At 53.1% G+C, this 21207-nt stretch carries 16 protein-coding genes; 5 read left to right on the forward strand and 11 right to left on the reverse strand.

The annotated features are described in order from the left end of the window. Nucleotides 1-16: 16 nt before the first annotated feature. Nucleotides 17-790 (reverse strand): sugar phosphate isomerase/epimerase family protein, encoded by a 774-nt coding sequence (locus JNUCC32_RS22820; protein WP_012818676.1) that lies wholly within the window; start codon nucleotides 788-790, stop codon nucleotides 17-19. 139 nt (nucleotides 791-929) lie between these two features. On the opposite strand from JNUCC32_RS22820, the gene JNUCC32_RS22825 reads away from it, so the two are divergent. Continuing rightward, nucleotides 930-1757, forward strand: a complete 828-nt coding sequence (locus JNUCC32_RS22825) for a helix-turn-helix domain-containing protein (RefSeq protein ID WP_071222296.1) — start codon at nucleotides 930-932, stop codon at nucleotides 1755-1757. 71 nt (nucleotides 1758-1828) lie between these two features. On the opposite strand, the gene JNUCC32_RS22830 is transcribed toward JNUCC32_RS22825, so the two are convergent. The 9 genes from JNUCC32_RS22830 to JNUCC32_RS22870 form a co-directional block, all read right to left on the reverse strand. Beyond that, a complete protein-coding gene (locus tag JNUCC32_RS22830; protein WP_228469016.1) occupies nucleotides 1829-2752 on the reverse strand; it encodes a copper amine oxidase N-terminal domain-containing protein in 924 nt (307 codons plus the stop codon). Nucleotides 2753-2918: 166 nt separating this feature from the next. Further along, nucleotides 2919-3371 (reverse strand): hypothetical protein, encoded by a 453-nt coding sequence (locus tag JNUCC32_RS22835; protein ID WP_192569934.1) that lies wholly within the window; start codon nucleotides 3369-3371, stop codon nucleotides 2919-2921. A gap of 233 nt (nucleotides 3372-3604) precedes the next feature. Continuing rightward, nucleotides 3605-4675 carry a bifunctional transcriptional activator/DNA repair enzyme AdaA gene (locus tag JNUCC32_RS22840; protein WP_192569935.1) on the reverse strand — a complete coding sequence of 357 codons (1071 nt, stop codon included), beginning with the start codon at nucleotides 4673-4675 and terminating at the stop codon, nucleotides 3605-3607. Between the two features lie 255 nt (nucleotides 4676-4930). Continuing rightward, nucleotides 4931-5800, reverse strand: coding sequence for a carbohydrate ABC transporter permease (locus JNUCC32_RS22845; protein ID WP_012818671.1), 870 nt, complete (start codon nucleotides 5798-5800; stop codon nucleotides 4931-4933). A gap of 18 nt (nucleotides 5801-5818) precedes the next feature. Continuing rightward, entirely contained in the window at nucleotides 5819-6694 is an 876-nt protein-coding gene (locus tag JNUCC32_RS22850; RefSeq protein WP_009595489.1) for a carbohydrate ABC transporter permease, read from the reverse strand. A gap of 45 nt (nucleotides 6695-6739) precedes the next feature. Then, nucleotides 6740-8065 carry an extracellular solute-binding protein gene (locus JNUCC32_RS22855; protein WP_009595478.1) on the reverse strand — a complete coding sequence of 442 codons (1326 nt, stop codon included), beginning with the start codon at nucleotides 8063-8065 and terminating at the stop codon, nucleotides 6740-6742. Nucleotides 8066-8182: 117 nt separating this feature from the next. Next, entirely contained in the window at nucleotides 8183-9730 is a 1548-nt protein-coding gene (locus tag JNUCC32_RS22860) for a response regulator transcription factor (RefSeq protein WP_228469017.1), read from the reverse strand. After that, nucleotides 9720-11540 carry a cache domain-containing sensor histidine kinase gene (locus JNUCC32_RS22865; RefSeq protein ID WP_192569937.1) on the reverse strand — a complete coding sequence of 607 codons (1821 nt, stop codon included), beginning with the start codon at nucleotides 11538-11540 and terminating at the stop codon, nucleotides 9720-9722. Before JNUCC32_RS22865 ends, JNUCC32_RS22860 begins: the two co-directional genes overlap by 11 nt. 397 nt (nucleotides 11541-11937) lie before the next feature. Beyond that, nucleotides 11938-13014: a copper amine oxidase N-terminal domain-containing protein gene (locus JNUCC32_RS22870; RefSeq protein ID WP_192569938.1), complete on the reverse strand. Its 1077-nt coding sequence runs from the start codon at nucleotides 13012-13014 to the stop codon at nucleotides 11938-11940. A gap of 411 nt (nucleotides 13015-13425) precedes the next feature. Here JNUCC32_RS22870 and JNUCC32_RS22875 point away from each other — a divergent pair, with 411 nt between their 5' ends. The 4 genes from JNUCC32_RS22875 to JNUCC32_RS22890 all read left to right on the forward strand — a co-directional run bounded on the left by JNUCC32_RS22875 (nucleotide 13426) and on the right by JNUCC32_RS22890 (nucleotide 19584). After that, the gene (locus JNUCC32_RS22875) at nucleotides 13426-13605 is read left to right on the forward strand and encodes a hypothetical protein (RefSeq protein WP_228468805.1); all 180 of its coding nucleotides are present in this window, start codon (nucleotides 13426-13428) and stop codon (nucleotides 13603-13605) included. 457 nt (nucleotides 13606-14062) lie between these two features. Next, on the forward strand, nucleotides 14063-14836 hold the full coding sequence (locus JNUCC32_RS22880; protein ID WP_192569939.1) for a Vgb family protein: 774 nt from the start codon (nucleotides 14063-14065) through the stop codon (nucleotides 14834-14836). 141 nt (nucleotides 14837-14977) lie between these two features. Further along, nucleotides 14978-16627 (forward strand): SWIM zinc finger family protein, encoded by a 1650-nt coding sequence (locus JNUCC32_RS22885; protein ID WP_192569940.1) that lies wholly within the window; start codon nucleotides 14978-14980, stop codon nucleotides 16625-16627. Further along, complete coding sequence (locus JNUCC32_RS22890) at nucleotides 16624-19584, forward strand: DEAD/DEAH box helicase (RefSeq protein WP_192569941.1); 2961 nt, start codon at nucleotides 16624-16626, stop codon at nucleotides 19582-19584. The genes JNUCC32_RS22885 and JNUCC32_RS22890 overlap by 4 nt, the downstream gene beginning before the upstream one ends. A gap of 670 nt (nucleotides 19585-20254) precedes the next feature. On the opposite strand, the gene JNUCC32_RS22895 is transcribed toward JNUCC32_RS22890, so the two are convergent. Further along, nucleotides 20255-21094, reverse strand: coding sequence for a helix-turn-helix transcriptional regulator (locus tag JNUCC32_RS22895; RefSeq protein ID WP_012818663.1), 840 nt, complete (start codon nucleotides 21092-21094; stop codon nucleotides 20255-20257). Nucleotides 21095-21207 lie beyond the last annotated feature (113 nt).

The raw sequence follows: 21207 nt of genomic DNA on the forward strand, positions 1-21207 counted from the left end.
CTTTTTTGCTTATAGATTAAAATTGGTTCAGGTAGTTCTGCTTCAGCCAGTTCATGCTGTTCTCCACGCTTTGCAGCGGCGGATTCTGACATACGTCCTGCTCCACGATCAGCCATTCCGTGCCTGCATCGGATGCAGCCTGAATGACGCCCGGCAGATTAACCGAGCCTTGGCTCAGCTCCAGCGTCTTCATATTGCCTTCCGCATCCTTGCTGAAGTCTTTCAGGTGAAGCAGCGGAAGACGTCCGGCGTATTTCGGAATGTAAGTGAGCGGATCTTGTCCGGCGAATTGTACCCAGCATACGTCCATCTCCACTTGCACGGCTTCCGGCGTCGTTGCGGAATACATCGCATCAAAAACGAACTGGCCATCAACCTCGGCTTCGAATTCGAATGCATGGTTATGGTATCCAAAGATCAGTCCCTGCTTGCGGGCTTCGGCCCCTACTTCCTCCAGGAAGGAGAAGAGGTTCTTCCAATCCTCGGCATCTTTACGATCTTCTTCGGCCACGTATGGACACATCATATATTTAGCGCCAATGGTTTTCAGGTAATCAATTTCCTTCTGCAGGTCTGCTCGAAGCAGATGCAGGCCCACGTGACTGCCGATCGCTTTCAGGCCAAGCTCTTGAAGAAGCGTTTTCATTTCCTCGGCCGGAATGTCTCCATAACCTGCGAACTCCACGCCTTCATAACCCAATTCAGCAACTTTGCGTAGCGTACCGCGGAAATCCTGTGCCGTTTCATCGCGCAGCGTATACATTTGCAAACCAATGTTCATTCTTCTCATTATAGCGCACCTCGATTCCAAAAATGAGTTACTGCTCTATCTGCTACTATCATACATGCAAATAGGCTAAAATGAACATAAACAATATTGCTGCAACATGAACTATCTGCTTATATTTTTACTGGGGGTTGTTACCATTATGGAAGCTAGGCTGCTCATCTGCGACTATTCCTATCACTTTCAGCAATTCAGCAACAGCCATCGGGGCGGCTTGACGACCTATCTGTTCCGACTCCAAACCGAGGGCTCCTGCGAGATCTACTGCAACGGCATCGAGCACCATGTGCAGGCAGGCGACCTGCTGCTGCTGAAGCCCGGCGATGAATACGAGCTGCGGGTGAAGGAAGACGGCGAGGATGGCCGCGTGTCCAGCGGGGATTATTTTATATTCTGCGACGGCTCCTGGATTGATGATTGGTGGAACCGCATCCCCCGCCCTGTCGTCAGTCACGTCGGGCTCGACGATTATTTGCTCGGTCTGTGGAGACAGATGCTGCTGGAGAAGCGGCGCGGCCTTGAAGGGGAAATCGGGGAACTGACCGACTACCTGCTGCGCAGTCTCTGCCTCTGCCTGGACCGCGCCATCACCGAGATCAAGCCGACCGATCGCCTTGCCTTCACCGCCCTGCGGCTGAAGCGATTCGTGGAGGAGCACGCCACCCTAACCTTCAAGCTGGAGGAGGCTGCTTCCCATGTCGGGCTTAGCTTATCCCGGGCGGTTAAACTGTTCAAGGAGTATTACGGAAAAACCATGATCCAGTACGCCCTCGAGATCAGGCTGAACGCAGCCGTAGAGCGCATCAAATACAGCACGATGACGCTGGAGGAAATCGCGGAAACCTGCGGCTTCGCAAGCTACTCTTATTTTCACCGGGTATTCCGGGCCAACTATGGCGTGTCCCCGGTGAAATTCCGGGAAACGGCAACGGTGCCGGCAAGGCCGGGGCAGGAGAAAAGCCCCCGCTAATTTTTTTCTACTATAATATAAAGAAGCAGCCATGCTCCTCCTCAAAGGCAGGGGCTAGGCTGCTTTGTACTTTAGTAACTCGAAATATTCTCCAAAATGCCATTATAGAAGTAGAGATAGTGGTCTGAGCCATACGAGGATTCATAGACCCACATGTCGGTCGTTCCCCATGAATAGATATCTTCATAGTGACGATCATATAATCCCCATGACAGATAAACCATCTCGGTCGTCATTCCTGTGCTGATTACGGATTCCCTGATTTTTTTCCAATATTTCTCCGGAAAATTAAATTGCTTATACGGACTAGTTGTCATGAAGCCGGATTCAAAATCGTAGGCATCCAGTTCGGCATAATAGGTCCTGCCGTTATGTGTAAAATAAACGTTCAACCAATCGCCAAGAACGCCGTCGCGTTTGATCTTGGTTATTTTCACCTGGGCCAGATTGCCGACGCCGTTTGCTATGCTTCCCTGGGCATTATTGATTAGCATGTTGTGCTTAAAAATCCACGCTGTCTTTCCAATATATTTATGATGCGATTCGTAAAGATCGTTTACCGGCACTGTGACTTTATGTGTTTCGCTTTGGAGCGTCACGTTCTTCAAGTAGTCATGCAGCAAATCATAATCTGCCGAAACTTTGATTTTGAAGGCATCTTTCAGCAGCTGGACCGGAATCATGAGTTTGCCCTCGACCAACTGGACAGGCGCAGTATAAGACGTGGCAACGCCGTTGATTTTCACGTATTTTGAATTCTTTTTTGCGACCACCTTCATCGTACCCTTCCAGATGGAAACTTGCCCGGTTTTGTTATTCATTTCAAAATTGATATCCAATGCCTTGGTTACAGCGGCCGCCGGAACCATCGTGTTATTCTTGAGAATCACGCCCTCTTCTTTTAGCTTTGAAGCTGTGATGTTCCCCGAGCTTGCTGCGGTGCCAACCCCCGGCAAACTGCACAGGGCAATCAAGAAAACCAGAAAAAACAACATCTTTCTCACAGAATAATCCTCCAGTATATGTATAATCTTTCCTCCAAGATGAATCCGGAATATTATAACATGTTTCGACAACATATATAGGTAATTTGAACCAAATTAAAATAGCCCCGGTTTCCCGGAGCCAGCTATTCCTATATCCGAACCCTCATATATTCATTCATAGCATCGCAGCCCCAGCGGCGGCAAAGACCAGCGCGAAATAAACGCCGACCCCTATCAGATGATTGCGATTCCACTCCCGCGGCTTGATCTCGATAATGTACGGGAGCAGCCACAGGAAGCTGGCGACAAACCATGCAGCGGAGGCCAATCCGATAAACAGCAGTTTCTTTCCTTGCTCGTATTGGAAGACAGGGTCCATCCCGTTAAAACGGATCAGGGAGCCGCTGGTCAAGGTACCGGAATAAGCCAACACCATGAACACGGCCACAACCAAAATCGTGCCGATGGCCTTGAGCCCGTCCGAAGTCAGGAAATTCGGCCGTCTCCCCTTCTTTCCGGAAAAGCCGATCAAAAAGAATACAAACCCGACCAAAATGGCCACACCTGCTCCTGAAGCGACAACGCCCCCCGAAACGGCTGCCGCCAAAGCTAGAATCGGAATCATCATGTTTACTTCCACTCACTTTCGTACCTGCTGAACCATGCGGTCTTAGCATAAAATAATAGGGCTCGTGCTCCACATGATTCCGGTTGGGACGCAATCCGATATGACGAACGGTTCAATTGATAATCAAATGCTGTATGAAAACATAAGGAGACATTCCAAATTATAGCATAGCGGGTGCTTCCACGGGATTTGCGTTCTAGCTAATCGCCGAACATAAGAATCCCCTTCCTTTGTTAAGGAAGGGGATTCTTAGTTCCAGCACTGATTGACTGCTCATGATGCAGCAACCACTGCTTTCGCGACAGACCGCCGCCATATCCGCCGAGCTCACCGCTCGTATTGATCACGCGGTGGCATGGAATGACAATCGCAAGCTGATTGGCGCCATTCGCTTGGGCAACGGCGCGATACGCGGTCGGTCTTCCCATCGCCGCTGCGATTTCGCCATACGAAGACGTTTGGCCGGGGGGAATCCGCAGCAATCGGTCCCACACTTCTTGTTGAAACGGCGAGCCCAGCAAGAACAAGGGCGTCTTGAATTCCGTTAACTTCCCGTCAAAATACGCTGCGAGCTCCAGCTCGATCGAACGGATCGGAGCCGTATGGCCCGGAATGATCGCCGACTTGGTTCTCTGCCGGAGACGTTCAACCTCACGCTCCAGGCCCCGGCGGTCCACGAATTCGAGCAGATACAACGCCTCTTCATCGGCAATAGCCATCATTGGTCCGAGACGCGTGTCGATCCATGAAGCCTTTAAGATGTTATGGTGCCCCGATCGGCTAGGCGCCGCGCCCATGATGCGGGAAAACGCATCCCTAAAACCGCTGCTCGACTCGTAGCCGGTCGACAGCTGCGCATCGATGACGGCATGCCCCTCTCGGATTTGCTTCAGGGCAAGTCCCATTCGCCGTGCCCGTGCGTATTCGACGAAGGTCATCCCGAACCGCTTCTTGAATTGGCGCCTTGCCGTCGAAGCATCCACGGACAGCTTCTGAAAGTCCTGGTTGGTCCACCTTTTCTCCGGATTCTCCTCAACGGCTTCTACGAGCAGCCGGACCAGGTCCGATACCTGATTGGGGTGCGATAGCGGACGGCAGCGTTTGCAAGGCCTGAAGGATGCAAGCAGCGCTTCTTGAGCCGTCTCGTAAAATTCGCAGTTTTCCATCTTCGGTTTCCGGGCCGGGCATGTCGGGCGGCAGAACACTCCTGTAGTCTTCACGCCTACATAAAACACGCCCTCGTACTCCGATTTCTTTTCCAGCAGCGCCTGGTAATACTCCTGCTGATTGGCAGCCGATATCACTTGGGTTCCTCCCCGCTCTGATGTACTTTCTAAGGGGCCATACGCTTGTTGTCCTTAATCATCATGCTCTCTTGTTCTCGTGTTTCTATTATATTTCTTTTGCCGGCATGACGTGGCCGAAAAACGTGCACGAATATTTTCGAGAGGAAAAAATGCATGAACCCCGATGGCTCTGTTTGACCAATCATACGAAAAGCCCCTTCCGTTGACCGGAAGAGGCTTTTTTCTTTCAAGAATATGAATTTCGCTTGAAGTTTAACCTTTAATGGATCCTGCCACCATGCCCTTCATGATCTGCTCCTGCAGGATCAGGTAGGCCACGATCGTCGGAATGACCGCGATCGCCATCGCTCCCATCGTCAGGCTGTAATCCGTGCCGAAGCCGTCCGAGAACAGGGACAAGCTGAGCGGGAGCGTCTTCAATGCCTGCGTATTGATGAATACGAGGGCGAAGGAGAAATCATTCCAGAATCGGAGGAATGCCAGAATCGATATCGTTGCCACAATCGGCGTACAGAGCGGCAGAATCATTCGGCCGAAGATTCCCCACCAGCCGCTGCCGTCGATCATGGCCGCTTCTTCAATCTCTCTTGGAATGGATGACATGTACGCCATCGCCAGGAAGATCGCGATCGGCAGCTCAAACGCCGTATATGGCAGGATGAGTGCGCCGTACGTGTCGAGCAGGCCGATATTTTTCATCATAATGAACAGGGGCACCAGCGTACTATGGATCGGAATCAGCAGCCCCGTCGTAAACAATACGACCACCAGCTTTTTAAACCGAAACTGGAATCTGGACAGCACATACGCCGCCAGCACGCTGAGCAGGATGGTCAGCACGACGGCCGTAATCGTTACAACCGTCGAATTGATCATCGCTCGGCCCATATTTCCGAGCTCCCATGCCCGGAATAAATTCTCGGTCATCCACTCCTTCGGCAAGCCGTAAGGGTTGTTGAAGAAATCCTGGTTCGATTTAAACGCGCTCGTAAAAAGCCAGTACAAGGGATAGAGCGTAAGAATCGCATACACAATCAGCAGCAATTTTACGAATCCGGTTAACCCCTTCGTGATGACGCGTTTCCCTGAGGTACTTCCGGTCCCGGTCGTCTGTAAATTCACATCGCTCCCTCCTTCATGTTAACTTGACTTTCTGCGCGTTGCGAAATAGTTAAGCGCGATAAGAATGGCGCTGACGATCATGATCATCGTGGAAACGGCGGAGCCGTAACCGTAACGGTATACGCTGAACGTGCTGTTGTACATATAGGTAGCAAGAAGCTCGGTCGACTGCGCCGGTCCGCCGCCTGTCATCACGATGACATGGTCAAAAGCTTTCAGGCTTCCCGAGATACAGAGCACAATGGTTACGACCACCGTGCTCCAGACCATCGGCAGCGTGATTTGCATCAGCTTGTTCCAGCCGGTGGAGCCATCGATTTTGGCCGCATCGTGGATCTCTGGCGAAATATTTTGCAGCGCTGCGATAAAGATGACCAGATAAGGGCCGATGTTCGCCCAGTTAATCGGGATCGATATCGCCAGCATGTTGACCTTCGGATCGGACAGCCACGCACGGGTCCATGACTCCAGGCCGAGCATCTCCAGCACATAGTTGGCAATCCCGAACTGCGGGTGGTAAATGTAACCCCAGATGAGACCGACAACCACCGTGGAGAGAACCATCGGCATGAAGACGGCTGACCGGATGAACCTGGAGAAGAACGAATTCTTGAACAATACGATAGCCAGAATCAACGCGATCGGAACCTGGCCGATAATGGACGATACGACCAGAATCAGGTTGTTTCGAAGCGCCCGCCAGAAGATCGGATCCTTGAACATCTCTCTATAATTGTCAAGGCCGATGAACGTGGCGTCTCCGAACCCTTTCCAACTGAAAAATCCGTAGTAAGCTGACCAAAAAACCGGAATGATGACAAATATCAGAAACAACAGAAGCGCAGGAAGAAGAGCTATGGCTATAAATCCTTTGCTTCTCATCGCTGTAGGCATGGTAGCCTCCTCCCTCCTAATCCTTATGCAGCGGGTAATCTATTCTTATGGAGTAGCGGATCGGGCTTGCGCATCCTGCAGCTTCTGGGCCACGCCTTCGACGGCACCGCCCATCATGATTTCCTGCAGGCCGTTGTTGATGACTTCAGCCGCTTCTGCAGACAGATAAGCATCGTATACCGGCGTAATGCCTGTGGATTTCACCAGGTTAAAGGCTTTGTAGTACAAGGAAGTAACTTTCGACTCATCGATTTCGGTATCGTACATGACCATGGAATTGCTCTCGGCAATCGCTTTTTGCGCTTCCGGTCCACTCACGGCATAAATCAGTTCGAGCGCCAATTCTTTCGCTTTCCCTTCCGTTCTGCTGCTAAGGGCCAGACCGCCGCCAGCTCCGCCGGAGATGGTGTTAGCTTCGCCTTTGCCTCCAGGGATCGCAGGCAGAGTCGTCACTTCAATATCCTTCATCTGCTCTTCGGAGGAAGAAGCCGCCAAGTTGGTGAGCGTCCACGCGCCGCTGATCATCATCGCTGCATTGCCTTGGATGAAATACTGCTCGGCTTGCGTGTTGTCGATGCTGTTGGCACCTTCTTGGAATGCTTTGTTGTCGACGAGCTCTTTGAAATAGCCAAGTGCTTCGATAAACTCAGGATCGGTGAATTTCGCGCCATCCTGTGCTGCCGCTTTTTTGAACCATTCGGTGCCGGTCACGCGGTCGGCAATCGATCCGATAATGGTGGATTGCGCAACCCACGGCGCTTTGTTTCCGAGGGCGATCGGCGTAATGCCGTTATCGTTGAACGTTTTAACCGCCGCCATCATTTCTTCCCAAGTCGTCGGAACTTTTACGTTATGTTTGTCAAACAACGCTTTGTTGTAGTAGAGAATCGATGTTGCGGACATGCCCAGTGGAGCGGAGTAAATCTGGCCGTCCTCGAACTCGTATGGATCAAATGCGCCCGGCAGGAATTTGTCCTTCCAATCGGAATGGGCGTCCAACACTTCCGTGATCGGTTGAAGCAGCTTCGCTTGATGAAGCTCGGCCGACTGACTTCCCGCATAAACGAAGAACACGTCCGGCATTTCATTCGCAGCCGCAACGGTGCTCAGACGCTGACGGTAACCGTCCGGCGGAATCGCTTGCGCGTCGAGCGTAACTTCAGGATGGTCCTGAGCAAATTGATCGATAAAACTTCGGACTGATTTCGCGCGCAGGTCGTCACCGGCAAAGTTATGCCAGATGGTCAGCTTGACCTTTTCTTGATCGCCTTCGTTCCCTCCGGCCTGCTCTTTGCTTTGCCCGCCTCCGCAAGCTGCAAGAACCAGTGTCATCATCAGCAGTACAAGACCTATTTTACGTTTTGGTCTCATGGTCAATCCCCCTTTTAATATACGAAAATGATGAAGCTTCAAGATGATTAGCCCAAGTATAAAAGAGGATGTAACGCTTACATAGGGGATATAATTCAGTCCATAGAGGGACAAAATTCAGGATTCGGGATTTGTCCGATACTCCGAAGGGGTCAGTCCGGTCCACTTTTTGAACAGGCGGTTAAAATATTTGATATCCTCGTAGCCGATTTCATTCGCGATTTCACTGATTTTGGCCGGCGTTTCCCGCAGCAGGTGCATCGCTTTCCGAAGCTTCGCCTGGGTTACGAATTCGATGTAATTCTGTCCGGTCTCCTTCTTGAACATTTCGCTGAAATAGTTGGGGTTCATATGAACATGCTTGGCTACTTGTTGGAGAGACAAGCTCTGTCCCAGGTGCTCATGAATGAAGGAGATCGCTCGCTGGACGGGACTTGTCGTCGACACCATATCACGGTACTCCTTCATGATGAGACCGAGCGAATCGACCAGCACCTTCTCCGGATTCTTGGTCAACTCGCGGATATCGTACGTCTCTTCCACTTTCACCGGACTGGTATAGCCGATAGACGTCGCAGCCCGTATGAGCCAGCGCTGTGCCGAAACGATCAGGGAATGCAGGTAAGCCTGAACCGAGCCGGGCGTTGCCTGGCCCTGGCTTTGGATACGCCGCAGCAGATCCGCCACCCATGCCTGCAAGTCGGCGGATTCCCCCGAACGCAGCAGGGATGACAGCTTGGTCTCTTCTTCCATCGAACATACCGTGCGGATGCCTGTACGTCCTTCGATATCTTCATAACGGATATGCCGTTCCGATTGCAGCAGCCACTCGTAGGAGCTGGCCTCTACCGCGGTAGCCAGCGCAATGTGCAGCTCCCTGGCGCTTGCGACCCGGCGGCCGCTGGCAGCCGTGATGCGGCAGGCATGCGTGGATTCCATCTTATGCAGAGCGGAATCTACCCGCCCCCAGCCATGATTCGGCTCTGCCCGCACCAACAGAAGCAGGGAGCCGTTCCATTCCAGCCACGCGCATTGCAGCACTTCGGCCAGCTCCGTGCCGATTAATCGATGCAGCTCGCTAACGTTCGATTGCTCCGCCTCTTCTGGATGCAGCGGATATACCGACAGCATCCAGATCTGCAGCACCGAACCGTTCGATTCCAAACACAGCTCCGGGTATCGCTCACACAATTCGGCCTCGGCATACTCATCCAGCGGAGTGCCGGAAGCAAGCAGCCTTCGCAGAAAACCCCGGTTGACCACCATTTCCTGGGCCTTCCCCTTCGCTTGTGTAAGCCTGCGCTGCAGCAGCCGTTCCCTGGCTTGGACAGCAGCCTCGATAATTTCCCCGGGCCTGCTCGTCTTCAGCAGGTAATCGCTCACGCCTTCCCGCATCGCCTGCTGCGCATACGCGAATTCATCGTATCCCGAGATGACGATGATCTCGATCTCGGGATGCTGCTGCTTGACTTGATGCGCCATGTCCAATCCGCTCAGGCCTGTCATGCGTATGTCCGTAAATATGATTTCGGGCATTTCAACGGGAATACGCTGAAGGGCTTCCTCCGCCGAAGCCGCGGGCGTCAGCACCGTAAAGCCGTTATCCGCCCAATTGATCACGGTACTCAAACCATTTCGAATGATCACTTCATCATCAACGATCATGACCTTCAATGTCGCCATCCCCTTTGCCGGATATTTCCGATTGTTGAATTTCAGGTAAATCAGGTATCGTAAACATCACCCGCGTCCCAGCACCCTCGGTGCTCTCCACACGCAGCCCCGCATCCTTCCCGTAATGAAGGAGCAGCCGCTTATGGACGTTCCGCAGCCCGTAGCTGCCGCGCGGGGTTTGTCCCTTCTCGTACTGCAGCGGATTTTCGACCAGCTGCTCCTGGAGCCATTTCAGGCGCTCCGCCGTCATCCCGATGCCGTCATCCTCCACCACGAAGCGGATCCCTTCGGGTTCGCGGTGTCCGCGAATCGTAATCGTCCCTATCCCGTCACGGCTCAGGATGCCATGCAGCATGGAATTCTCCACCAACGGCTGCAGCAGCAGCTTCAGCATGGTGTGCTGATACAGATCCTCTTCCACATGATCCTTAAACTCGAATTTTTCCGGATAACGGATGGTTTGGATATTCACGTAATGGCGGACATGCATGATCTCCTGCTGTATCGTGCAGTATTCCTGCCCGTTGTTGAGGCTGAACCTCAGAAAATCGCTGAGCGACCCCACCATCTCGGCAATCTTCACATCCTGGTTCATCAGCGCCAGCCAATGGATCGATGACAGCGTATTGTAGAGGAAATGCGGATTGATCTGCACCTGCAGCGCATGCATATCCGCCTCCTTCTTCAGCGACTCGTTCAGCTTCACTTCATCGGTAAGCTTCACGATCCGGGAGCTGAGCCGGTTATAACTGATAATCAGCTGCCCGACCTCGTCGACCGTCTTGACCGGCAGCGCCGGCAGCGGCTCTTCCGGGCTTGAGTTCTTGAGGAATTTCGTCAAGACGGACAGAGGATTCGTAATCTTCTGGATCAGGAAAAGAACCAGCACAATGGCGAGCAGGATAGCCACCGTGACCGCAACCGCCGTCAATTTGATGAAATACTGGTTCTGGGAACGGTATTCCTGCGAGGGAATGATGCCGACGAGCTTCCAGTTCACGCTGGACATTTTCTTATAGAGAATGGTCTTCTTGCTGCTTCCCTCGCCATAGTCAATATTGCCGCTAAGCCCCTCGAACTCTCCAATCGCAGGATAATAATCCGCCAGCGTCAAATTGGTCTCCATATCCGGCGGACCGGCGATAATCCGGTTATTCTCGTCAAGAAGAAGGACGAATCCGGTCTTCTCCAGGACGGCTTGCCGGAACTGATTGGCAATGACGCCCTGATCCAGATTGATCTGCAGGTTCCCGATCGGCTTGTATTTATCCGTGCTCCGAATCGGCCTGGCCAGCGTGATGACCTTCCTGACGCCTTCAAAGGTCCACTGCCGGTGAACGAATGACCACCATTTGGGATGGTGTTCGTAATAATCGGGAACCGTTTCGGTAATATTCCGGAACTCGGAGCGTACCAAAGATTTATGCGAAATCGCATCTTTGCTGCCGAGCGGTTCAACGATGATGTTGGCGATATAATCTTTGGAAAAGGCCAGGTTCGTCAAAAAATTAATAACCGTCGTCTGCTGAACGTAGTTGCTCTGCTCGGTCTTCAGATAGGCCTGAACACCGGTATGCCCGATGAGAAACAGCGAGATATTCTCCACGTCCTTGACCATCGTATCCAGGTAAGCTTCCAGTTGGCGGAGCGTATTCATCCCCGTAATTTTGGCCTTCTCTTCGGTCAGGCTTTTGGCTATGTTAAAAGAGAAAATACCCAGAAACAGCAGCGGCACCAGCGTAGCGATAATGATAAGCAACGACAATTTATGCTTTAGCGATTTCCCAAGCCATTGCTGCATACATACACCCCGTTCAAAGTCCCCATGGTATGGGCTTGTTATATTACTTAACATTGAATGCGTTTACTTCAAAATCAATCTCCATTCTTCGCTAAAATGTGTCAGGTTTATTAACTATCTTAGAGGAATCTTAAGACTCAAGTAAATGGTAATAAAGTCCTATGAGGAGGGATGAAATCTTCTTGAAGCATATGGTATACGCCCCATTTCGGCGATCGGCTACGGAGATGAAAACGGCGTTGAAATCTATAAAAGCACAGCACAAAAAGGGCGCCGCAGCGCCCTCACATTCGGAATTCACATCATTCGACCGAAACCTTCCGCTTCTAACCCATGTTGATCACATCCCGCCAACATGCGTTTATGTGTAGTCCTAAAGCTTTATAATGAAAAACCGTTATTGCCCTCGCTCTTCCAAGCGACGATATTCCATGTCATCCACCTCAAACCGGTTCAGCTCTTCATTAAATCGGTATGTTATTCGGAGATCCCCGGCAAAACCGGCCGGGCTCATGCTTCCTGCCGCTTCCGTAAGAAGCCGTCCTTCCGCCAAACGATGTCTGACAACGGCTCCGAAGCCAAGCTTATCAAATAGATAGCTTTTATCTTTGGAATCGTCCTTGAACTTCTGGACGCTTTCCTTTCCGTCAACCGTAACCTTAACCGTAAAGTGATCCGCTTCCTTCTCGATGCTGGATTTCACATGGCTCGATACGGCCTGCTCCAGCGATTCGATCGGGATTTCCTCCAGAGAACCGGCATCCACTACATGCATCTCCCCCGCGTACAGACCGGTGCCCGTCCCGTCCACGTAGAACACAACAACGTCCGGCTTTCCATCGCCTGTGACATCCTGGTAATGAATGACCGGTTTACGCGTAGCCTCTCCTCCATGCCAGTCCTTAAAGACCCGCTTCCTGCCTTCTACCTCGACCACCATGCCTTCATATCTGCCATATTTCGATGCGCTGACCGGATACAGCTTCACATTGCTGTTCTCCTCCGCCGTCAACAGGTCAACCTCCGGCGTATAAATGTAAACCATGCCATCCTTCGTATCCAAGCGGACTTCAGCATCGTACAGCTCCGTCATGAATCGGGCGGGAGCCATGACGCGACCATCCATAAGCTGCGCGGGAACGGACAGGGCGTAGGTCTTCTCTTTTCCCTCGGCAACGTCGCTTCCCATTTTCAGGGTGACTTGATCGGTGCCCGTGTTGACGGTTAGCGTCTTATTCTTGTTATCCCAGCGGAGCCCCATAGGCTTCAAGTATTCCTTGACCGTGTTCAGGGGGACCAGCACTGTGCCGTTCACGATGACGGGTTTGACATCCGGCGTCATTACATAATGATTGACGTTTAAAAATTCCAAGTCCTTCTTGTGCGCGGCCTGGGCCTGTACCGCCGTACTTAACAGCATTGCGGCCGCTATAGCGCCGCTTGCAGCCATTTTTGTCCATTTCCGGGTTATCATGTTCGCTAATCTCCTTGGCTTGTAATATTCAGCAATGCATCTATAACTAAGACGCAAGGTGAACGCAATTGGTTCGTGCATATCCATGAAAAATGACGAAAAACGTCTCTATTTCGATTTCGATTTTTTTCGATCATCATCAGTAAAAATTGCCGCTTTTAAACTTAAATTCATGACCACATTCCAGATGATATGTTAGAATCAGAAATGATTGTTATATTATGGAACATATTTAATTCAAGGTTAATGGCATTCATTCGGGATACCAACGATCAGTATGTCATGGATCGGGCACGAACTCACCTGTATCCGAGCTCCGAGCATAAGCGGGGAGTTAAGCCATCGCCTGGTCTTAAGGATACGACAGCTGGAATCTTCGATATGATTCGTAAAACAGTACCTTGAAGGGAGGTGAGCTCCTTGAACCAGGGGATATCCTTTTTCGGCATGTTTTCCATGCTCAGCATTATCGTATACGGGCTATTCGCACTTCTCGGTTTATATGCTTTGTATCTCCTCATCAAATTGATGATCCGGGCCATAACCGCGCTTGAACTCTACATCGACGAGAAGCGCAACCGACGGTTGTAAAGGCAAACTTCGGATAAACCGAGGTTGAAACCACGGAATATCCTATGGTAAAGTCTAGGCAACCAGAAATGAAAGGGTGAACCCAAAGCCAATGATCTACTAATCCTGTCCCAAGCATTTGGAAAACACTTCGATTTCACGATACGAGGTTTTCGGGATAGGATTCGTGCGGCTTTTTTTATATGTGACGGGTGGATGTTTGAGACTTCTCCATGTAGAGTCCGCATCTTCTTTGTTCGTATTCGCCTCCTATTCCGAAATCTCGGAGTGGGGGGTTTTTCTATTTTATCAACACCAATTGAGAGGCTAGAGATTATCGATGACAGGAACTCATCTAAGCATCCAAGGGGGAGCCTTCTCCATTCCGGGAAAGCCGAACGCGAGATTTGAACACGCTCAATCAAATGAAGAATCCGCTTTAAGCATCCTAACAACTTCTACAAGGAGGCATGTTCGCATGCAGATCACGATACAGGAGTACAAGATAGCGAACCGGGAGTCGGGACCTTATGGCATTGCGGCAGGACGAGACGGGGCCATCTGGTTCACGGAGCAAAAAGGAAACCGGATCGGACGAATCACCAAGGGAGGGGATATGCGTACTTTCGATGTCCCGACACCGGATGCGGGGGTCATGTCCATCCTCTCTGCCCCTAACGGGGACCTCTGGTTCACGGAGTACAAAGCGAATAAAATCGGACGGATGACAATAGAAGGGACAATCACGGAATACGACTTGCCGCGCGCAGGCTCGTACCCTTCCTATATCACGGCCGGTCCGGACGGCGCGCTGTGGTTTACGGAAAACCAAAACAACTGCATCGGCCGGATTACGGTAGACGGGGAGATCGCCGAGTACCGGATTCCAACCGAGCAATCAGGGCCTGTCGGCATCACGGCAGGTGCCGATGGCGCCCTGTGGTTCGTTCAAATCAACGGCAATCAAATCGGACGGATCACGACGGCCGGGGAGATTACGGAATTCAAGCTCCCGTCCGGGAATGCCAGACCCCATGCCATCGCGGCGGGAGCTCGCGAAGATTTATGGTTTACGGAGTGGGGAGCCAACCGGATCGGACGAATGACATGTACCGGGGACATTACCGAGTACCCGATCCCCACCCCCTCAGCCGAGCCTCACGGCATTACCGTGGATTCCGGCGGCGAGGTATGGTTCGCCGAGGAATGCGATCAGATCGGCCGTTTCATCGTTCAATATGAGGAGTCCTGATCGAACGCTCTACGCCGAAAAGTCCGTGCAGCCTGCTGCCGGGCTTTTCCAGCGCGAAGCTGCTCCGGCTGGTTTCTTCATCTAGGGGAATATGATAGATTAAATGGATACTTAGAATTATTTCTCTTAGGAGACTGTACGATGATGAACCCAAACCTAACTTTAGATGATCTGCAGTGGCAAACGCTCATTCAGCAAACTGCCGGTTATTTCAGCGATTTGACCATTAAACGGGGATTTCAATATTATAAGCAGGGCCGTGTCCACGCAAGCGAAAAGGCGGATCCGTCCGGTGTGATCGAGGCTTCCGTGGATGGAACGGAAACCTACCGCATCAGGCTTCAGCTGCATTCCCTGAGCGACAGCGAATGCAGCTGTCCCGTTAACGAGGGCTGCAAGCATATGGTGGCCGTTCTGCTTGACTATGCCCAGCTTCAGGGCCGATCCATCCATGCTTTGGTTAATGCGCATTCGACTACGTATGCCGCATCTTCCTCGTATGACCGAAGCGATTCCGGCTTGAGCCAAGGCCATGAACGGCCGCCTGCCGGAGTTTCGAAATGGAGAGTCAAGGCCGACCATTTGCCCGAGCTACCGATCTCCGCATGGCATGAGCTGTTCGAGGTTTGCACGGCTTCGCTGGGAGCTAATACGCAGAATTCGTTTTACGCCAAAAACGCGCTGGCTTCCCTCCATCACATTAAACCGCCGCTGCCGCCGGATATGGATCCGTTATACGAGCTCCATGCCCATCTCTTCATTCTCGAGAAGCTGGTCAAGCAGCCAGCCAGCGCTTGGAATGCCTCAGGCTCTTACATCGGCTATCATACGCAGGTGGCGGCGGATCATATCCTGGCCAGAATCGAGCGAATCCTTCATGAAGGGCTGGAGGGCAACGAGCCCGAAGAGGCATTCGGACAGCGGCTGACCGAGACGATTTCGTTTGTCCGGCGGAGCATGCTAAGCGAACCGCGGAACCGTAAATTTTACGCCCAGGTCTATATGCAGCTCTGGAGGTACTGGATTCATCCGTTGGCGAAAAAAAACGACGGCTTGATCAAGGAGGAATTGGAGCAGCTGCAGGCAGCCGAATCGGAACTCGGCAGCAGCCTTTCGCGCGCCTCATGGTATATGGCGCAGAGCTTCATGTCCTTCTATCTCGGAGAAGACGAATCGTCCTGGGACCTGATCAGGGCAGCGGACAAGGTCAGCAGCCTGCCCCCGGCTTCCGTCCTGGGCTTCTTCGACATGCTGCATTCGGGACAAGACTGGGACCGCTTGGCGCGCTGGCTCCCGGAGATCGGCCCGCTGCTTGGCAGTCACCGCAACGAGCACCTCAGCAGCTATCAATTCTACTGGGATGCCGTCATAGAGCACCTGCCCGGGGAAGCGGAACGGATGTGGAGCAGTCTTGCCGACATGCTCCCTTATTCGAAGGACATCTATCAGAATGCCTTGATCACGCACGGCAGATGGCGGGAATGGATCGACTATCAATTAAGCACAGGCCGGGAGCCGCTGGAGCTCCGAGTCAGCGAGCTCGCGCCGATTGAGAAGAACGCGCCCGAGCTGCTGCTGCCTTTTTATCATCAGGCCGTCGAGCGATACATCCTTCATAAGAACCGGGCCGGCTATAAAGCAGCCGTCAAGCTGCTCAAACGGCTGGCTAAGTTATATAAAAAGCTCAAACAGCAGGGGCGCTGGGATCTGTTCATTATTTCCTTGTCCGTACGCAACAGCCGGCTTCGCGCATTCCAGGAAGAGCTTCGGAGAGGAAAGCTGATATCATGAGCAGATACACGGAAACCATCACGGTCCATATGGCATTAAGCGAATACGGAGATGCCGTGATCTACGGCTCTACCGTCATGCGGGGTTACGTATCCGGACAATACCTGAAGCACCGTTTATTCGCTTGGCATGAAGCCTCCTTCTACGGAACGGAGCTTATCGTCCAATCCGTTCAGGATATGGAAGTCATCATCTTGCCTTCCGAGCAAGTCATACCGTTCTTTGCGGACGGCCGGCTGCTCGAACATATCGAATGGGTTTGGGACGAGGATTGCCTTCCCTTCATTGAACTTGCGCCTTCGCTGGCAGCCTGCATTCAGGATAAGCAATACGCACCCAGCTTGCGCGCCTTCAAGTCGGGCAAGCTGCAATGGATCTGGGATGCGGAGGCTTTCTCAGCCGAAGAGCAGGCCCGCCTCTCCGTCTTGAATGAAGACGAGATATGGAATGAAGGCTTGCGCGCCGCGTTCTCCGCCGCCGTTCAAGAACAGTGGTACGGCAGCGAAGAAGCCGCGGCTGACCTGCGCAGGGAGTATCCCCTGCTGTTCTCGCCGAGTCGTACCGCTGCCGAAGGGATGGATGACAAGTCCTGGCTGATCGCCATCGGATGGCGGCCGGATACCGCTCCGTTCCGGCCCCTGCTGCAATTGCTGGAGCCGGACGAAGAAGAAGCCGAGTGGCGTCTTCGGCTCGTATTGCAGGACAAGCTGGACGCAGCGGCGCTTGCAGCCGTTCGTCTGGCCGAAGACGGGCAGGCATACGGATCGTGGCCGGAGGCATGGACCGCCCATATCAAGGAGCGGGCCTCCGGCTGGCTCCAAGGTTTGCGGGCAGCCCTGCCGGCCCGGGTGCTTCACGCTCCGGCTGAAGACATGCTAGGCGCCCCGCTGTCCGACGAGGCCGCGTGGCAGTTCCTGACCGTCGACAGCCAGCGGCTGCTCCAGTCCGGCTGGCTGGTGCTGCTTCCGGCTTGGTGGGAAGCCGCCAGCAGGAAGAAGCCCAAGCTGCGGGCGAAAGTCCGCTCCGGCGAAGGCGAGAGCGCGGAACGAAGCAGCGGCGGGTCCCTGTTCGGCTTGGATGCGCTGGTCAATTTCGATTGGCGCATCGCCATCGGCGAAGCTACCCTTTCCGAAGCGGAATTCGCCGAGCTTGTTGCCCGGAACGAACGACTGGTTCGGTTCCGGGGCCAGTGGATTCCGCTGGATCCCGCTCTGGTCGCCCAAATCCGCCAGATGATGGCGGGCGTAGACCGTGAGGAAGGCCTGTCGTTTCAGGATATTCTGCACTTGCATCTGCTCGGGAACAGCGATGAGACGGAGCAGGTTCATCAGGATGCGGAAGAAACGCGGGATCCGGAACGGATCAAACTGGAAGTGGAGCTGAACGAGCATCTCGTGAAGCTCATCGGCCAACTCGGCCGGCAAAGCGAATGGCCGAGCCTCCCTGTCCCCGCCGGTCTGAAAGCCGAGCTCCGGTCGTACCAGCATGACGGCTTTGCCTGGCTTGCCTTTTTGCGGCGATACGGGCTCGGTGCATGCCTTGCCGATGACATGGGCCTTGGCAAAACCGTGCAATTTATCGCTTACCTGCTGCACGTGAAGGAGACGACGATGGCGCGGGAAGAGAGACGCCTCCCTTCCCTGCTGATCTGTCCGACCTCGGTGCTTGGCAATTGGCAGAAGGAGCTTGAACGGTTCGCTCCATCGCTCCGGGTCATGCTGCATTACGGCGGGAAGCGCAGCAGCAGCGAGGATTTCTATCATGAAGCTTACCAAGCGGACATTATTCTTACTTCCTATGCGACGGCAACGCTCGATCAAGAGATGTTAAGAGACATGAAATGGGAAACGATCGGCATCGACGAGGCCCAGAACATCAAGAATGCCGACACCAAGCAATCCGCCGCCGTGCGAAGCTTCCCGGCAAGGCACCGCGTTGCGCTGACCGGCACACCGATTGAGAACCGGCTGTCCGAGCTGTGGTCCATCTATGACTTCATCAACCCTGGATATCTCGGCAGCCTGCGGGCATTCAATCTCCGTTTTATACAGGCCATCGAAAAAGACAAGAACGAGCAGCGCACGGCCGATCTTCAGAAGCTGATCAAGCCCTTCATGCTCCGCCGCAAGAAAAAAGATCCGGCGATTCAGCTCGACCTGCCGGACAAGAACGAGATGAAAACCTATATCCATCTCACGGCCGAGCAAGGCGCGCTTTACGATCAGACCGTGAACAGCCTCCTGGAACGCATGCAAAAGCTCGAGGGCATCGAGCGCAAAGGCGCCATTCTGGCAGCTCTGACGCAGTTCAAGCAGCTCTGCGACCATCCGGCTTTGCTGACGAAGGAGCCGCTCCCGGAACTGCCGGGGGGAGGCGGCTTGCTTGACACCGAGGCCGTGGTCAACCGTTCGGCCAAGCTGGAGCGGCTGCTGTCCATGGTGAAGGAACTGCGGGACGAGGGCGAACGCTGCCTCATCTTCACCCAGTATATCGGCATGGGCGAGATGATGCGGCAGGTGCTGCATCAGGAGCTGGGTGAGCCGGTGCTGTACTTGAACGGCAGCACGCCGAAGCGGACGCGCGATCGCATGATCGAGCAGTTCCAGTCCCAGACCCTGCCGCCCGAAGAGCAGCCGAATGTCATGATTCTCTCGATCAAGGCCGGCGGCGTCGGCCTGAATCTGACCGCGGCGAATCACGTGTTCCACTTTGACCGCTGGTGGAACCCTGCCGTAGAGAATCAGGCAACCGACCGGGCCTATCGGATGGGACAGACCAAGGACGTCCAAGTGTACAAATTCATCTCCATGGGAACGCTCGAAGAGCGGATCGATGAGATGCTGGAGAGCAAGCAGCAGCTAAGCGATCAGGTTATTGCAAGCAGCGAGGGCTGGATTACCGAGCTGTCTACCGATGAGCTGAAGGATTTGTTCACGCTGCGGCGCGATTGGGCGTAATCGCTGCGTCAAGGAGCGAGCTGTTAGGCGATTGTGGACAGTCGCCCCCTTGGAGCACAGTGCGGAATGCCTGTGGAACGCCTAGACGGCTTCCAGTTGTTGCTCTATAACAACATCATTGCGCGTAGCAAAAAGCCCCGTGTGCAGACACGGGGCTTTTGTTATATGCGGGGTTGACGAGCTACGAGAAGATTTACATTGTTACGCGTTTGAAGCTTCTATGACAGGGCGATGTTTTCTATTAACGGACACAGAATACGCTATTAAGCCAAAACCCATGATACTGGAACACGAACCGGACTGTGAGTCCGTTATTTGCTCCAAAATACGATGAATATGCCGGTGATGAGCCCAATAAAGGATCTTGTGTCCGATAAAGTTGTAATTAGGGCGTAATCTCGTCAAATAACGGAACTGGAGTCCGATTAGTCGGGAACAACAAGTAGTTTGGCTACTTCAAGAACAGTAAGTGCCGGCGCGGAGTCAGGAATTACTGGTGCAGCAAGCGCAAAATGCACGGAATCCATTCTTTCTGGCATAACAAGTACCATCAGTATCGCAATCCGTCACATCAAGCACCAAGCGCAAACGGCATGGAGCCCTATTACTTCGGCGCAACAAGTGTATCCAGCATCCGTTACCTCTGGCGCAGCGAGTGCACTCGCTCCCTTCACTTCTCCTCCATCAGCTGCCGCAGCTTCGCTTCCGTGGTCGTGTCGGGAGCCGGCGTATAGATGCTGCACCGCAGGTCATCATTTCCGTACACTTTGAGCGACGTGAGCTCATATACCATTTTCCCGGCCTTGGCATGCCGGAATTCCAGATGCACCTCCGGGGCGTAGCTGACCTGGCTCTGCTCCCACATGCGGTTGAAATCCGGATGCCCGTTCTTCATTTCCTCCAAAAAATGATCATACCATTCATCCTCGACATATTGACCGTAATAGCTTCGGAACATCGACAGGAAGCCGCTGGCAAACTGCTCCCAGTTCACCGCCAGCCGCTGGAATTCCCTGCGGGTAAAGAGCAGCCGGATCATGTTCCGCTCCTCGGGCGGGATCCGGTCAAAATCAAGGAACACGTACGCGGCCGCGCGGTTCCACCCCACGATATTGCACTTCCGATCGGATATCATGACGGGACAATATTTTAGCTCGGTGATGATTTTTTGCAGGGACGGGCTGATCTGCACCGCTTCGTGTTTGACCGTATACGGCTCCGCCCCGCTCTCCAGAGCCAGGGAGTACAGATATCTGCGCTCGTCCGCGTTCAACTGCAGCGCACTTGCGACGCAGTCCAGCACGGATGACGACACCTGGATGTCGCGCCCCTGCTCGAGCCAGGTGTACCAAGTGGTACTGACGCCGGCCAACTGGGCGACCTCCTCCCTGCGCAAGCCCGGTGTTCTCCTCCGGGTACCGGGCGGCAGCCCGACGGACTCGGGAGAGATTTTGGCACGCTGCCCTTTCAAAAAAGCGGACAACGCTTGCAGCCTAACCTGGGAATTCATCTATCATCCTCCTTCCTTCAACAAGGATAGCAGTTTTTATACTAGGATAAACGGTATCTTGTAATAGGATACTACACGTGACATTATAACCTTAAGATTGACAAGTTATAAAG

This window comes from Paenibacillus sp. JNUCC32, from assembly GCF_014863545.1.
Lineage (GTDB): Bacteria > Bacillota > Bacilli > Paenibacillales > Paenibacillaceae > Paenibacillus_AQ > Paenibacillus_AQ lautus_A.